Below are 14,720 nucleotides of genomic sequence, written 5' to 3'. Positions count from 1 at the left end.
AGACACCATGCCCCTCTTCGATCCTTTCGTGCAGAAGAACGCTCTGTTCGCTGAATCCGGCGCGTTCCGCGACAAACCGATCTATCCTGCACGCGAGATCTGCGTGCTCACATGCCTCGATCCGAGAACCGACCCAGCCGCGTTCCTCGGCCTGGGGCTCGGCGACGCGGCCATCCTTCGCAACGCGGGCGGTCGAGTGAACCAATCCGTTATCGACGACCTGGCCCTCATCACCTTCCTCGCCGACGTCAAATTGAGGCCCGGCACGGGTCCACTGTTCGAAGTCGCGGTCATCCATCACACCGACTGCGGCACAAAACCGCTCGCTGACCCTCAGTTCCGTTCGAGCTTCGCTGCGCGCACCGGGTTCGACCAGGCGGAACTCATTCAGGAGGCGGTAGTGGACCCCTTCGCTACGGTCGCACACGACGTCGAAAGACTCTTGCGCTCAAATCTGATCTCCCCGCGCATCTCGGTCTCCGGACACGTTTACGACGTCGCCACGGGCCTGGTCAGCACGGTGATCCCCAGCACCAGGATGCCGGCCGCCACCGATGCTCGGCCTAACGAGGAGCAGCTATGACCCGCGTGTTTCCCTACCTCAACTTCAGAGGTGACGCACGAGAAGCGATGCTCTTCTACCGCGAGGTCTTCGGTGGCGAGTTGACGCTCAACACAGCCGAAGACCTCGGTCTAGCGATCGGAGATCATCGCGGGTCACAAGTGATGCACGCACAGCTCATCACTTCCGACGGGATGGTCCTCTCCGGTGGTGACATTCACGCGGACGATCCAGACGAACCGGATGTCGGTAACGTCTGCACGATCATGGTCAGCGGCGAGCAGGATCCTGTGGAACGAATCTGGCGCATGCTCTCGTCGGGCGGCCGGATTGACGTGCCCTGGGGACAGGCTCCCTGGGGCGACCTCTTCGGTTCCTGCGTCGATCGGTTCGGGATCCCGTGGTTGGTCAACGTCGGATGAGTTTTGCGTAGTGAACAGGATGAGCGGGTCGGCACGGATGTGGACCCGCTCGCTCACTTATCTGAGAATGCGCTCCGCGACTGCCTGCGGTTGATCCCATTGCGGCCAGTGCGACGCCCCGGAGACAGGCTGTACGCGGGCATTGGAGAACAGACCTCCGATGTTCGCGGCGATCTGCGGGGTCAGATAGGGGTCGCCGTCGCCGAACGCGACGACGACGGGGACGGACGTCTTCTGAAGGTCTCCATTCCGGACGCGGGCGTCGTTGGCCTGCATTTCCGGAAAAAGGGTGGCCGTCCACTGTCGGATCGCTACACGAGCATCCGGTTGGTTCGCGCTTCCGAAGTACTGCGGCACGATCGAGTGGGCGGCGACGTTATCTGACGCGCTGGCGTCGATGCCGAATTGTCGCCCCGAGTGACCCAGGAGCCACTGCCTCTGCTGCGGGTCCGCCATCAGCGCATCGGACAGAAGATCCAACTCGTGGATTCCGAAGAGGCGGATCATGTCTGGAAGCCGCAGTTCAGGGTCGGAATGGAAGTAGCCGTTGAGGAGCACGAGCTTCCCAACCAGAGCCGGCTGGTCCAGGGTCACATTGATGGCGACCGCAACGCTGGCGTCGTGCCCCACCAACGTGACATCCGTTAGATCGAGCGCCTGAAGCACGGCTAGGACCTCTGCTTCTCGCTGGCCGTCGACCCAGGGTCGGTCTTCCCGCGGCGAGAGACCGTATCCGCCGAAGTCGATCGCCACGACGCGCTTGCCGGTAAGCAAAGGAGTCAGGCGGTCGTAGATAGTCGAGTCGTCGGGAAAGCCATGCAGCAGGACGATGGCCGGGCCCGCGCCTGGCCGGACGCCGACCCATACGCGCGAAGCGCCCGTTTCGATGGTGTGCTGCTCCGGATATAGATCGCGAGTGCTCATACAGTCAGCTAAACGCGATGCTGTCTCTCCGCACCAGAGAAGCGGGTTGCAAGACGCGCATACCCTCATGCGAGCCGCGATACAGGAGCGGGGCGGCGGTGAGCGTCCGCTCGCCGCCGCCCCGCATTCCTCCATCAGGAGACGGGAACCGGCCCCGCCTGCGCCTGCGCGACCAGTAGCTGCGACCGCTTGCCTTCCACGGCCGAGCGAACCAGGACAAGGGCGAAACCAGCTACGGCCCAGATCCCGAGGACGAGCAGGGACGACCATGTCGTCGCTCCATCGAAGTAGCCGAACTCGTTGACCGCGCGGAATGCGGCACCGGGCGGAAGGATGGGCGAGATCGCCTGAGTCCACTGGGGAAGAAGGTCGTAGCCGATCGTCGCGCCGCTGACCGCGTTGCCGACTGTCGTGAGCAAGAGCACTGCCAGCCCGATACCTGCGGCGCCGAGCCAGCTTCCGAGCGCCTTGGTGGTGAAGGCCACAGCTGCCGAGAGGAGGGCGAGGCTTGCGGCCAGGGCGATCCACGGTGCAGTGAGCGCTCCAAGAATGGGGCCTGCGATAGTGGCGGCCACGACGCCGATGACGACGGCGAATCCGCCCATCGCGTAGAGACGGTGACGGAGGCGCACCTTGCTCGCGGCGCCCGTCAGCCCCTGGGCCAGCACGAACGATGCAAGAGTCACACCGAAGACCACGTAGAACGCGGACAGCCCGCGGCTGTCGTACTTCACGAGCGGCACGACGTCCTTCTCCTGGACCGACAGCCCTGCCTTGTCGGCGAGACCGTGGACCAGGGCCCGCGCCGCCGCGGTCTCACTCAGTCCCTTGGCGCCGGCGTAGTCAAACTGCAGGCTGGTGCGGGAGGTCAGGCTCACCGCTGCGACAGCGTCACCATCCTTAACCATCTTGACCCCGTCGGCTGGCGTCGAGACTTCAGTGATCTGCACCTTGTCTCCGAGCCCCTGCTGTGCTGCTGTCGCGAGTTGCTCGCTCGCGACAGCCACCGGCAGGTGGGTGGGCTGAGGGTCTCGTTGGATGCCGACATACACGGAGATGAACGCAGCGCCGATGACCAAGCTGCTGATTACGGAGGCTATCCACGCGTTGTGTTGCGTCTTGGAAGGGTTGTTTCCGCGGGTTTGTGTTTGCGGGGCAGACATGAGGTCGCTTTCTCGACTAGAATGGTTTGGATGTCAAACTTGGATAAGAGTACAGCAAGTGGTTTGAAAAGCAAACCACAACGGGATTCCCTTGCCGTGGCACTGGATGCGATCAACGACCGGTGGTCGCTGCACATCGTCCGCGCGTTGGCGTTCGGCGCCTCGAGGTACACGGACATCCTGCGATCCGTCGGTGCGCCACGAGACGTGCTGTCTGCCCGGCTCAAGAAACTGATCGAGACCGGCATCATCGAGCCGAGGTCAGCCGACACCGGTGGAGCCGGCTACCAACTCACTCAAAAGGGCAAGGACCTGGGCCAGGTGATCCTCGTGCTCAAGCGGTGGGGCGACACCTATAAGCCCGCGGACGTACCGCTCGTCGAGTTCACGCACACTGTCTGCGGAAATGTCTTCGTCGCGGACGTCCGATGCGAGGCATGCGGACGCTCGGTCAAGTCCGGTGAGTTCGAGGTGCGATCCATCGAGCATGAGTGCTAACGAGAGCTGACTGTACGGTGCTTTGTCTGCGAGAACGACGGCGAACGCTCCCGCCGCAAGGTCGAATCCTGACGCCTGTCTCTGCGTGGGCCTAGAACCCTAAACCCGAACCTGATCATGCTCAGAGTATGAAGGCCACCGGGCGCGCTGTCTCATGCCGGAAACGCATGGAAACGGGCGCCATTTCTATAGCAGACAAAGTAGCTGGACGTGGTCCGCATCGGCCGTGGATCCGAGCCATTCATCGCCGCCGGACGCGGCGTGTCCTCAGTTCGTAGACCGCCAACGACAGCAGGGCGTCTAGTAGAGTTCCGCGGCGAGCCGAGAGCGCACCCACCTTTCTTAGCCTCAGTTGCCGCCCGAGCCAGCGAGCCACCGCGAACTCCGCCCGGTCTGCGCCGTTGAGTATGGCAATCGTCCCCGGCTGACCACGATTCTGATCGCCTCATTCAGAGCCCTGTCCCAACTCCATTACTCAGTGAGGGATCCTTTATCGGGCGTTGTAGACGGCGGTGCCCAAGTGCGCGAGCCCTCCCACAATCAGGTCCGTGACCACCCGTGCGTACCGCCCGTCAGGATCCAGGTCGGGGTCGAAAACAGTCACCGAGGCCCCAAGGGCGCCGGGCGCAAGCAGTTTAAGAAGTTGTGTCAGCTGCTCCACCATGAATCCCCCGGAGTCAGGGCTATCAACGGCGGGCATAACACTGGGATCGAGCACGTCCACATCGACCTGTAACCAGTAGCCAGGATGCGCGACCGCCTGGGCCGCAGTCGCCACGGATGCGGGCGTTTGGCTGGTGGCCTCGCGGGCGGACAGGACGAGACCAAGTTTCTGCCGTGCCTCGGTCCCTTCACCATCGTTGTCGCGGTGGCCGATGTGGACGACGCGTTGTGGCGGAAAGTAGGGTCCGAGCCCGTCGATGTCTGCGATGGCGGGCCAGTGCGATCCCACCGCTGCCGCGAGGTCTTCTCCGGCAACGCTTGCGCACTCGTCGCTGTTGCCAGGATGACGGAAGTCAGTATGGCCGTCTACATGCATCAAGCCGGTACGGCCTCGTCGCGCTAGGGCGACGCCGACCCCGAGCAGAATGCTGCAATCACCACCGATCACCAGGGGAACGTTCCCTGCGTCGAGAATCATCTCCAGCCGTTTCGCGAGACGACGGCCATGCTCAACGAGCGCGTCCTCATTGCGTACATGACCTGATTCGCGAGTCGAATCGTCATCGACGTACCGGCCCGGGAGGACGACTCCAGCATCAAGCGCTCCCAGCTCGATGAGCTGGTGAAAGAGGCCGGATTCTCGTAAAGCCTCCGGCGCTTTGGCCGCGCCGGGCACGCTGCCCGGTTCGGGGGGCCGCAGGCCGAGATTGGTCGGCACGGACAGTATCGAAATCACCCAACCAGCTTGGCAGAGGGGTGGCTCCCGACGGGGGGCACGGCGTACTCGCTCAGCGGGTTGATCCCGGGAGAAGGACCGGACGGCGCTCTGCGCCTTGCTAGGTGGGCCGACCGAGACCCGGCAGCTGCGGAAGCTAGCGAAGAAAAGTCTCGATAAGACCGGCGATGAACCTGCCGATATTCGCGAGCGTTCGTTGGAGTAAGAGGCGAATCCTCCACGAGGGATTGGGCACCTCAACCTCCTCGGCCGACTCCAGCGTTTCGATCATATGGTCGGAACCCCTGCCTGTCGGATTGTGTGGCCGCAGGGTCGCGACACAGCGGCAGGTACTGCGCTCTTCGCGGCGCTAGCACTGCGCGGGGACCACGCCGGGTTCTCCACGCCCGTCACCAGGCTGCGCCCCACGCGCTACCCCAAACGCCGCTCCGCGCTTCGCGCAGGGCGTCGCCCGGGGCCCCTCGCGCGCGGGGACCCCATTAGACAGCAGCGAGTAACGAAAGAGCCGGTGGGCACGTGGTCGCTTTGCGACCTTCGTGCCCACCGGCTCTTTCGTTACGTCGGGGTGCTCGCAAACTACTTACACCGATTCGCGGAGGCCAAGAGGGTCGCGAAGCTCACTGCCGACGCCCATCGTTCGACGCCCGCGTCGAGAGTGAGTCGGGTCCCCCGGAGAGCCTCTATCGATGAGGCGCTGATGCGCCAAGTAATCGGCGAGTTCCGAGGTGGTGCATCGACTTACGTGATCGCCGCCAAGTACGGTGTCCGACGTAACACCGTTCGTGACAGGCTCCGCCGGGCTGGGACCGACACCGTTGCTCGCGCCAACCTCATCGCGCTGTCGACGTCAGAATCGGAAGAACTGCGCCGGGGCTCCGAGGCCGGTAGATCACGAAAAGAACTCGCCCACGACTTCGGAGTTAGCGAATCGACCGTCAGACGCTTGCTGCGACGCGTCATTCACGCTGCCACAGACGGGGGCGCTTGAACCGGGCGGCGGCTGCGGGTGCCGCAGATCGCCTAAGGCAGTCTTCCAAACTGATTACGCGGGTTTGATTCCCGTCATCGCCTATCACGCAGGCACTGGGCAAGCGGCCCGTCGAGCGAAACGCCCCGGAAGCCGATCCCCGTCGAAACCCCGTCCGTTTCTAGGCTCGGGTCATGGCGGTTGAATCGATCAACTTCGGCGACAGCGTCGCGGGCCTGCTAATCGACGACTAGGGGAAACTCCATATACGGGAGCAACGCTGAAGCTGGTGTCGCCCGTAGGGGTAGGTATCGAGATTCCGCACATGAGTCGCGACGAAACCCAGCAGTTTGCGCATCTCCAGGAGTAATTCGACACCCAGACACCCCGCCCAACATGCTCCTCTTCACAGGAGATGGGTCCCCCTCCCTTTTCGATACGAAGCGCCAGGGCCATTCAGAACGCTTTGGTCGCAACATATCGCTCGGCAAGCTAGCGCACGAGGAAACGGTGTTGGCTGCGCGCGATGGCGCGCTTGGTGACCCGTTGCGTGTGTCAAAGGTGCAAAGCAACCTCGACGGCCTGAATATGCACGCATCCCTGATCGTCGACTCCTAGTACTTCGCGGTCCGGGCACCGGCAGCTCGCCGCAGAACCCAGACTACGCAGTGGCCGTGCGCAGCTCGGCTCGCTTAAGTCGGAGCCAGTCCCCGCCGTTGTCAGCCCCTGGAGGCGCCGGTTACGCGGCCGTACCTCGTGTCGTGCAGGCCCGAGTAGGCAGCGAAGAGAGCAGCTACGATGCGTGGCTTGCTAGTCCGATGATGAGCGAACCGACTCCAAGGGCCATACCGAAGACACCGACAAACTGCAGGTAGGTGGCAGAAGACATGAACGACGGCGTAACGGCCGCTCGTTCGGCTCTGCGCTGTAGGCGCTCGGATGCTTGACGTCGCCATATAACGAGTACGCAACCGAGAAGGATGGAGACAAACCCCACGGAGATCGCTTCCACACTGAATGCGCTCATGTGTTGTGTGAGACGAGGGTGACGACTCCGCCGATAAGCATCAGAATCCCAACGAGAACACCGATTATTCCAGCGGCGGCGACCCAGAACGGCGTCTGCAAGAGCCCGGCCGCCCTGCCAATTCTGTCCCCCACTGCGGTCTTCTCCGCGTTGACCGTGGCATCACGCACCTGCCTGCGGAAGACAATGACGAGCACCCCGATCACAATCACCAAAGGGCCGATTATCAGGTTCGGCAAGACGGTACCCACAGTTCTTCCTACCACGCCCAACCTTGGCCTGCTGAACAACCGGCCTTGGCGCCAATTGCAACTCCATAGCCGCCCCAGCCCAGCGAACCGTGCTCCTGAATTCCGCCTTCCCCATACAGACCAACGGGCCCAAGGGTAGCCTCGCAACCCCCGCTGAGATAGAAGCCGGGCTTTTGAGTGTCGAAGCCCAACTTGCCGGAAACGCCCGCCTCGGGTCCCCATGAGGTCGACACATGGCCGATCGTCATTCCGCTTGTCGCCACGTCCACTGACGACCTTAAGATCGCGCGCGCGCTCGATTAGCTGCTCTCAGGCGCACGGCTTCTCCACAGGCGTCGCGAGCTGCGCCCCACGCGCTACCCCAAACGCCGCTCCGCGCTTCGCGCGGGGCGTCGCCCGGGGCCCCTCGCGCGCGGGGACCCCATTAGACAGCAGCGAGTAACGAAAGAGCCGGTGGGCACGTGGTCGCTTTGCGACCTTCGTGCCCACCGGCTCTTTCGTTACGTCGGGGTGCTCGCAAATTACTTACATCCTGCGAGCACCGTCGGGGCGATCGCCGACTTGTGTGTGGACGCGCGTCAGTCGGTGCCCGATCGGAGGAAGCAAGTTGCCCCGCGCAGCGCTTATTTCGATCGGACGGTCACCGCTCATATCATCGAGGACTATAGGGATGGAGCTTCGACGTATGAGCTCGCCAAGCGATACGGCGTCAGACGCAACACCATCCGTACCCTCTTGCGACGGGCTGGCTTCGACACAGCCGCTAGGGCCAAGTCATCGTCGCTCAGCGACCCCCAACGTCTAGAAATTGTGTGCCTTGCGCGAAAGTGCGCCAGCAGGAGAGATCTCGCCCAGGCTTACCAAGTAAGCGAATCAACGGTGAGACGGATACTTGCGCGGCCGGCCGCCGAAGAACCATGCGACTAGACGTCGAGCCCCGCTCGCGCTTGACTCTGCTGGACCACCTTCAGATCTTCGGGCCCTGTGCCTGACGAGACAGGACTCCGCTCAGTCCAGGAGCTCCGCCCAGAGGGGCGTGGAGATGTACCGCTCGCCCGTGTCGCACACGATCGCGACGACGGTCTTGCCCGCGTTCTCCGGACGCTTCGCCACCTGCAGCGCCGCCCAGATGATCGCGCCGGAGGAGATGCCGGCCAGGATGCCCTCCTCGCTCGCCAGCTTCTTCGCCACGTCGAGCGCGTCGTCGAGCGTGACATCCACGACCTCGTCGTAGATCGTCGTGTCGAGGATCTCGGGCACGAAGTTCGCGCCGATCCCCTGGATCTTGTGCGGACCGGGCTTCCCGCCGTTCAGGATGGGCGAGTCGAGCGGCTCGACCGCGACCACCTGCACGCCGGGCTTGCGCTCCTTCAGCACCTGGCCTACGCCCGTGATGGTGCCGCCGGTGCCGACGCCCGCGACGAAGATGTCGACGCCGCCGTCGGTGTCCTCCCAGATCTCCTCCGCCGTGGTGGCGCGGTGGATCGCCGGGTTGGCTTCGTTCTCGAACTGGCGTGCCCAGATGGCGTTCTCGGTGCTCTCGACGATCTGCTGGGCGATCTCGACCGCGCCGCGCATCCCGTCGGCGCCGGGCGTCAACTCGACCTTCGCGCCGAACGCGCGCAGCAGGACGCGACGCTCCTTGCTCGCCGTCTCGGGCATCGCGAGGATGACGTTGTACCCACGGGCTGCGCCCACCATCGCGAGCGCGATCCCCGTGTTGCCGCTGGTCGCCTCCACAATCGTGCCGCCCGGACGCAGCGCTCCCGCCTTCTCGGCCGCGTCGATGATCGCGACGCCGATGCGGTCCTTCACGCTGCCGGCCGGATTGTAGAACTCCAGCTTCGCCAGCACCGTGGCGTCGATTCCTTCGGTGAGCCGGTTCAGCCGGACGAGCGGCGTCCGCCCGACGGCCTCGGTGACGTTGTCGTAGATGTGTCCGGACATGAGCCTCTTCCTCGTGAAGATGTAGTTGCAGTTTTAGCGGGTGGAGCGTGAAGTCAGGATGGCGAATGGTGGCGGTTCCGTGCCTGGATGGTGGGTCTCGGCCGGATTGTCGCCGAGGGCGATCTGGCGGTTCCGGGAGTCGACGTGCACGATCCGCGGTGTGAAGGTCCGTGCTTCGTCGTCGCTCAGCTGCGCGTAGGTCACGACGATGATGGTGTAGCCGACGCCCACCAGGTGCGCTGCGGCGCCGTTGACGCCGATGACGCCGCTGCCGCGCTCCCCGGCGATCAGGTATGTCTCGAAGCGTGCGCCGGTGGTGACATCCAGCACCGCCACCTGCTCGCCGGGGAGCATGTCGGCGGCGTCCATCAGGTCGAGGTCGATCGTCAGCGAGCCCACGTAGTGCAGGTCGGCGTGGGTGATCGTCGCCCGGTGGACCTTCGATTTGAGCATCGTTCGCAGCATCAGGTCTCGCTTTCACACGGGTTCGGACAGCGTGGCAAGGGCGCTCCGGAGCGTTGCGGTCTGGAGGTCGTCGACGATGGCCGCGGCGCAGCGCGCGCCGCTACCGGCCGCGATGATCATCTGCTGCGGCCCGGGGGCGACGATGTCGCCGGCGGCGTACAGCCCCGGAACCGCGGTGCGGCCCTCGGCGCCGGCGATCAGGAAGCCGTCCGCGGACACCTGCTGCTCGATCCCGTCGAGGAAGGCCGCAGCGGGCTTCCATTCCGGCCGGACGAAGCCGCCGTCGATGGGGACGGAGCGGCCGTCCTCCAGCTGGACCGCGCGGACGGCGCCGCGCTCCCCGTCGAGGTCGAGGATGCGCGTGCGCTCCACCCGGACGCCGAGGGCACCGAGGTCCTCCTCCTCGGTCGCGGTGACCGCCTCTGAACCGTTGGTGAACACCGTGAGGTCGTCCGTCCACCTCGACAGGTGGACCGCCCGGCGTGCGAGATCAGGGTTGCCGCCGATCAGTGCAAGGGCCTTGCCGCGCAGGTCCCACGCGTCGCAGGCGACGCAACTGAACACGCTCATCCCGTAGTAGGAGCGGATGCTCGGCAGCGCCGGCAGGATCTCCGTCAGGCCCGTGGCCAGCAGTACCGCTTGGGCCGACAGCGTGACGTGCTCGGCGGGCGTTCGGCCGCCGACCTCGACGAGGAAGCCGTCACCCTCCCGACGCACCGCGGTCACCGACCGGCGTTCCAGGTGCTCGACGTTCCCGTAGGCCGCGAGCTCCTCCTTTGCGAGGGCGCGAAGCTCGGTTGGGCGGAATCCGTCCCGGGTCAGGTAGCCGTGTGAGCGCAGCGTGGCGGAGTTGCGCGGGCGGCTCGCATCCACGAGCACGACATCCACGAGCGCACGGGCCAGGTTGAGGGTCGCCGAGAGCCCGGCCGGGCCGCCGCCGACGACGACCACCTCAGGCATGCGCGACCCCCTGCACGGGCAGCGCGGCGATCAGCGGGTGGTCGTACGGCTGCGGGGAGACTTTGGAGGCGCCGCCCGGGTTGCCGAGTTCGCTGAAGAATTCGACGTTCGCGGCGTGGTACTCAGCCCACTCCTCGGGAAGATCGTCTTCGTAGTAGATCGCCTCCACCGGGCAGACCGGCTCGCACGCGCCGCAGTCGACGCACTCCTCGACGTTGATGTAGAGCGAGCGCTCGCCCTCGTAGATGCAGTCGACCGGGCACTCGTCGATACAGGCGCGGTCCTTCACGTCCACGCAGGGCAGCGCGATGACGTAGGTCATCGGACGATCACCTGGCGGTTCGAGATGGCGACCTGCTCGTCGCGGGAGACGACCTTGACCCGCTCACGGACGACCTCCCCGACGAAGCCGTCGCCCAGGGCGCGCTCGTGGGCGTCGAGGGCGAGCCACCCCTCCCAGGTCGTGTAGCGAACCCCGCGCGACTCCAGGAATTCGAGCACGCTGTCGTCGTCGGCAGCTGGGCTGTCGGCGAGGAGGTCGTAGTCCTCCAGCAGCTTCTCGATCGTCTCTCCGGCGTCCCCCTTGGTGTGACCGATGAGGCCGACCGGTCCGCGCTTGATCCAGCCGGTCGCGTACAGGCCGGGCACGGGTGCGCCGCCGTCGAGGACGCGACCGCCGTCGTTGGGGATGACTCCTGCCGCCTCGTCGAACGGAAGGTCGCGGACCGGGGTGCCGCGATATCCGATGGCCCGGTAGACGGCCTGCACGTCGTAGTCGCGCAGTTCGCCGGTGCCGCGCATGCCGCCCTGGCCGTCCGGCTCGGTGCGCTCGAACCGGATCCCGGTGACGGCCTCCTCGCCGAGCAGCTCGACCGGCTTGTGCCAGAAGTGCAGGTGCAGGCGGCGGGGCGCACCCGTGGACTCGCGATCGCGCCACGACTGAAGGATGCGCGCCATCACCTTGGCCTGGTTGCCGGCGGCGCGGCGCTCACCGGTCGTGGCGTCCTCGTCGCGGCGGTCGAAGTCTTCGTCGTAGAGGACGATGTCGACGCCGGGAACCTCGCCGAGTTCGCGCAGCTCGATCGGGGTGAACTTGATGTCTTCAGGGCCACGGCGGCCGAAGACGTGCACATCCTGCACCGGCGACGCGGCCAGACCGGCGTAGACGTTGTCCGGGATGTCCGTCGTCAGCAGGTCGGCCGGGTGCTTCGCCAGCACGCGTGCCACGTCGAGCGCGACGTTGCCGTTGCCGAGCACCGCGACCTGGGCGGCCTCGAGAGGCCACTGCCGCGGCACGTCGGGGTGGCCGTCATACCAGGAGACGAAGTCGGCGGCACCGAAGCTTCCCGGGAGGTCGAGTCCGGGGAGCTCCACCACAGCGTCGCGCTGGGCGCCGGTGGCGAAGATGACCGCGTGGTAGAGCGACTGCAGCTCGTCGACGGTGATGTCGGCGCCCACCTCGACGTTGCCGATCAGACGGACGGAGCCGTCCGCCAGCATGTCGTGCAGCGAGGTCACGATCCCCTTGATGCGCGGGTGGTCGGGGGCCACGCCGTAGCGGATCAGACCGTAGGGAGCGGGAAGGGATTCGAACAGATCGATCCGGACGTCGATGCCGGCATCGAGCGCTCGGGTCCGGAGGATGTTGCCTGCGTAGATGCCGGCGGGTCCGGCACCGACGACGGCCACTCGGAACGGTCGGGTCATTGGGGGGCCTCTCTGTTGGACAGGGTGCTGTGGGATGCGAGCGGAGCGTGCTCGAGTTCGGGGTCGGCCAGCCGGACCACGTCGCCGACCACGACCACCGCGGGCGATCGCACCCCGCGCGCGGCAGCATCCGCCGCGATCGTGCCCAGCGTGCCGATCGTGACCCGCTGGCCGTCGCCGTAGCCGTCTTCGACGATGGCGACCGGGCAGTCCGTGCCGCGGCGGCCCGCGGCGAGGGTCGCAGCGGTGGCGGCCAGCCCGGAGACGCCCATCAGCAGGATGACGGTGTGCTCCGGCCCGCCGGGCACCTGATCGATGTCGGTGTGCGCCGACAGCACGGTGAACCCGGCGGCGACTCCGCGGTGGGTGACCGGGATGCCGGCGATCGAGGGCACGGCGATGGCGCTGGTCACGCCGGGCACGACCTCGACGGGAACGCCTGCGGCGCGGCAGAACTCGGCCTCCTCGCCTCCGCGCCCGAAGACGAACGGGTCGCCGCCCTTGAGCCGGACCACGCGCTTGCCCACGCGCGCATGCTCGACGAGGAGCTCGTTGATCCTCCACTGCGGCACCGGGTGGTGGTGCGGTTGCTTGCCGACGTCGATGATCTCGACATCGGGCGCGAGGTCGTCGAGGAGCGCCCGTGGGCCGAGCCGGTCGACGATGACGACGTCCGCGGCGAGGAGCAGCTGCCGTCCGCGGACGGTGATCAGGTCCGGATGTCCGGGGCCGCCGCCGACGAGGGCGACGGAGCCGGGAGCGAAGCCGTTCATCGGGTCCCTCCCGCCAGCCCGCGCCGGCGCAGCAGCGTTCGCTCGAGGGGTGCGAAGACGAGCAGCTCGACCACGATGCCCACGACCAGGATGGTGAGAATCGTCGCCAGCACGGAGGGCAGGTCGGCGAGTTCGCGGTTCTGTTCGAGCATCGACCCCAGGCCGAAACCGAGCGAGCTCGCGATGACCTCCGCCGCCATCAGCGACCGCCAGGCGAACGCCCAGCCTTGGCGCAGCCCGCCGACATAGCCCGGCAGCGCGGCCGGGAACAGGATGCGGGTCTGCAGCTGGCGACGCGACGCGCCCAGGACGACGCCCACACGTCGCAGCTGCGGGGGGACCTGATCGACGCCGGAGAGGAGCCCGTTGACGATCGACGGGATGGCGCCGAGCAGCACGACGAAGTAGACGGCAGCATCCGTGAGCCCGAACCAGAGAATCGCGGCGGGCACCCACGCGACCGAGGGCAGCACTTGGAGTCCGGAGAGGATCGGCCCGACCGCCCGGCGCAGCCAGCGCACCTCGGCGAGGAGCAGACCGAGCGGGGTGGCGATCAGCGCGGCAAGCAGGAAGCCGCTGCCTCCTCGACCGAGACTGGTGCCGATCGCGGTCAGCAGGCGGCCGGAACTTACGGCGCTGCCGAGAGCCGACAGGACATCGGCCGGCCCGGGCGAGAGGTCGGGGCGCGGGTGGGCGACGACCGTGTACACCTGCCACGCGATCAGCGCCGCCACGATCAGCACGGTGGTGGGAAGGGCGGATCGCACGATGCGGCGAGCGCGGCGCGGCGCCGTCTCGGGAGCGGTCTGGAGGGAGTCGAGCCCCGCCTCCAGAGCGTGCAGTTGGGAGACCTCGCTGCGGACGGGCGGGCTCGCGATGCTTCCGGTCACGATCGATTCAGGCGGCATTGCGGATCAGCTCCTCTCGCAGCCGGCGGGTGATCTCGTCGTCCAGGCGCGCGGCCTCGACGGGGTCCGTGCCCGAACGCACCGCGGCGGGAACGTCCCACTCGGCGGCGACGCGACCGGGGCGGGAGCTCAGGAGCACGATCCGCTGTCCGAGCCGCAGCGCCTCCCGGATGTTGTGGGTGACGAACACGACGGTGCGGCCGGTCTGTCGCCAGATCCGCTCCAGCTCCACGTGCAGCAGGTCTCGGGTGATCGCGTCGACCGCGGCGAACGGTTCGTCCATCAGCAGCACGTGCCGGTCCTGCGCGAGCGCGCGGGCGAGTGCGACGCGCTGGCGCATCCCCCCGGAGAGTTCGTGCGGACGCCGATCGGCGGCGTGCGAGAGGGAGACCAGTTCCAGAAGTTCGTCGGTGCGAGCGCTCCGCTGTTCGCGCGGCGTTCCGGCCAGCTCCAGGGCGAGCTGCACGTTCCTCCGCGCGGTCAGCCAGGGCAGCAGAGCCGCATCCTGGAACATCATCGCGACCGCACCGCTCGGCACCGCGATCTCGCCCGCCGTCGGCTGCTCGAGCCCGGCGATGAGATTCAGGATGGTCGACTTGCCGCATCCCGACGCCCCCAGCAGGCACAGGAACTCGCCGTCGGCGATGCGCAGGTCGACACCGTCGAGCACCACCGGAGCGGCAGCGCCGAAGCGCTTGCTCACCCCGGTGAGGGTGACGGCCGAGCGGTCCAGGTCGTTCACGATGC

At 66.4% G+C, this 14,720-nt stretch carries 15 protein-coding genes; 3 read left to right on the top strand and 12 right to left on the bottom strand.

The genetic code is table 11. The features are described from left to right. Positions 1 to 7: 7 nt before the first annotated feature. Together AB4Y74_RS04415 and AB4Y74_RS04410 are read left to right on the top strand one after the other, a co-directional pair. Complete coding sequence (locus AB4Y74_RS04415) at positions 8 to 583, top strand: beta-class carbonic anhydrase (protein WP_441797900.1); 576 nt, start codon at positions 8 to 10, stop codon at positions 581 to 583. Continuing rightward, positions 580 to 984: a VOC family protein gene (locus tag AB4Y74_RS04410; RefSeq protein ID WP_441797899.1), complete on the top strand. Its 405-nt coding sequence runs from the start codon at positions 580 to 582 to the stop codon at positions 982 to 984. The genes AB4Y74_RS04415 and AB4Y74_RS04410 overlap by 4 nt, the downstream gene beginning before the upstream one ends. A 57-nt stretch (positions 985 to 1,041) precedes the next feature. Here AB4Y74_RS04410 and AB4Y74_RS04405 read toward each other — a convergent pair whose 3' ends face one another. Both AB4Y74_RS04405 and AB4Y74_RS04400 read right to left on the bottom strand, forming a co-directional pair. After that, the gene (locus AB4Y74_RS04405; RefSeq protein ID WP_441797898.1) at positions 1,042 to 1,908 is read right to left on the bottom strand and encodes an alpha/beta fold hydrolase; all 867 of its coding nucleotides are present in this window, start codon (positions 1,906 to 1,908) and stop codon (positions 1,042 to 1,044) included. A gap of 134 nt (positions 1,909 to 2,042) precedes the next feature. After that, the gene (locus AB4Y74_RS04400; protein WP_441797897.1) at positions 2,043 to 2,987 is read right to left on the bottom strand and encodes a hypothetical protein; all 945 of its coding nucleotides are present in this window, start codon (positions 2,985 to 2,987) and stop codon (positions 2,043 to 2,045) included. A 123-nt stretch (positions 2,988 to 3,110) separates the two neighbouring features. Between AB4Y74_RS04400 and AB4Y74_RS04395 the strand changes: the two genes are divergently transcribed. Continuing rightward, positions 3,111 to 3,569 carry a winged helix-turn-helix transcriptional regulator gene (locus tag AB4Y74_RS04395; protein WP_441797896.1) on the top strand — a complete coding sequence of 153 codons (459 nt, stop codon included), beginning with the start codon at positions 3,111 to 3,113 and terminating at the stop codon, positions 3,567 to 3,569. 490 nt (positions 3,570 to 4,059) lie between these two features. Here AB4Y74_RS04395 and AB4Y74_RS04390 read toward each other — a convergent pair whose 3' ends face one another. From AB4Y74_RS04390 to AB4Y74_RS04345, 10 genes are all read right to left on the bottom strand, one after another. Beyond that, on the bottom strand, positions 4,060 to 4,950 hold the full coding sequence (locus tag AB4Y74_RS04390) for an arginase family protein (protein WP_441797895.1): 891 nt from the start codon (positions 4,948 to 4,950) through the stop codon (positions 4,060 to 4,062). Positions 4,951 to 6,958: 2,008 nt separating this feature from the next. Next, positions 6,959 to 7,213 (bottom strand): hypothetical protein, encoded by a 255-nt coding sequence (locus tag AB4Y74_RS04385; protein WP_441797894.1) that lies wholly within the window; start codon positions 7,211 to 7,213, stop codon positions 6,959 to 6,961. A gap of 1,008 nt (positions 7,214 to 8,221) precedes the next feature. Continuing rightward, positions 8,222 to 9,160: a cysteine synthase A gene (cysK, locus tag AB4Y74_RS04380; protein WP_441797893.1), complete on the bottom strand. Its 939-nt coding sequence runs from the start codon at positions 9,158 to 9,160 to the stop codon at positions 8,222 to 8,224. A 33-nt stretch (positions 9,161 to 9,193) separates the two neighbouring features. After that, a complete protein-coding gene (panD, locus tag AB4Y74_RS04375; protein ID WP_441797892.1) occupies positions 9,194 to 9,625 on the bottom strand; it encodes an aspartate 1-decarboxylase in 432 nt (143 codons plus the stop codon). Between the two features lie 12 nt (positions 9,626 to 9,637). Continuing rightward, positions 9,638 to 10,585, bottom strand: a complete 948-nt coding sequence (locus tag AB4Y74_RS04370) for an NAD(P)/FAD-dependent oxidoreductase (RefSeq protein WP_441797891.1) — start codon at positions 10,583 to 10,585, stop codon at positions 9,638 to 9,640. Next, positions 10,578 to 10,907 (bottom strand): ferredoxin, encoded by a 330-nt coding sequence (gene fdxA, locus AB4Y74_RS04365; RefSeq protein ID WP_441797890.1) that lies wholly within the window; start codon positions 10,905 to 10,907, stop codon positions 10,578 to 10,580. Before fdxA ends, AB4Y74_RS04370 begins: the two co-directional genes overlap by 8 nt. Further along, the gene (locus tag AB4Y74_RS04360; RefSeq protein ID WP_441797889.1) at positions 10,904 to 12,292 is read right to left on the bottom strand and encodes an FAD-dependent oxidoreductase; all 1,389 of its coding nucleotides are present in this window, start codon (positions 12,290 to 12,292) and stop codon (positions 10,904 to 10,906) included. Before AB4Y74_RS04360 ends, fdxA begins: the two co-directional genes overlap by 4 nt. Beyond that, on the bottom strand, positions 12,289 to 13,065 hold the full coding sequence (gene cobA, locus AB4Y74_RS04355; protein WP_441797888.1) for a uroporphyrinogen-III C-methyltransferase: 777 nt from the start codon (positions 13,063 to 13,065) through the stop codon (positions 12,289 to 12,291). Before cobA ends, AB4Y74_RS04360 begins: the two co-directional genes overlap by 4 nt. Beyond that, positions 13,062 to 13,973: an ABC transporter permease gene (locus tag AB4Y74_RS04350; RefSeq protein WP_441797887.1), complete on the bottom strand. Its 912-nt coding sequence runs from the start codon at positions 13,971 to 13,973 to the stop codon at positions 13,062 to 13,064. Before AB4Y74_RS04350 ends, cobA begins: the two co-directional genes overlap by 4 nt. Further along, positions 13,963 to 14,715 carry an ABC transporter ATP-binding protein gene (locus AB4Y74_RS04345; RefSeq protein WP_441797886.1) on the bottom strand — a complete coding sequence of 251 codons (753 nt, stop codon included), beginning with the start codon at positions 14,713 to 14,715 and terminating at the stop codon, positions 13,963 to 13,965. Before AB4Y74_RS04345 ends, AB4Y74_RS04350 begins: the two co-directional genes overlap by 11 nt. Between the last annotated feature and the right edge of the window lie 5 nt (positions 14,716 to 14,720).

Source organism: Leifsonia sp. RAF41 (assembly GCF_052114085.1).
Taxonomy (GTDB): Bacteria; Actinomycetota; Actinomycetes; order Actinomycetales; family Microbacteriaceae; genus Leifsonia.
Note: the sequence above shows the minus strand (reverse complement) of the source record. Positions and strands in the feature narration are given on the sequence as shown.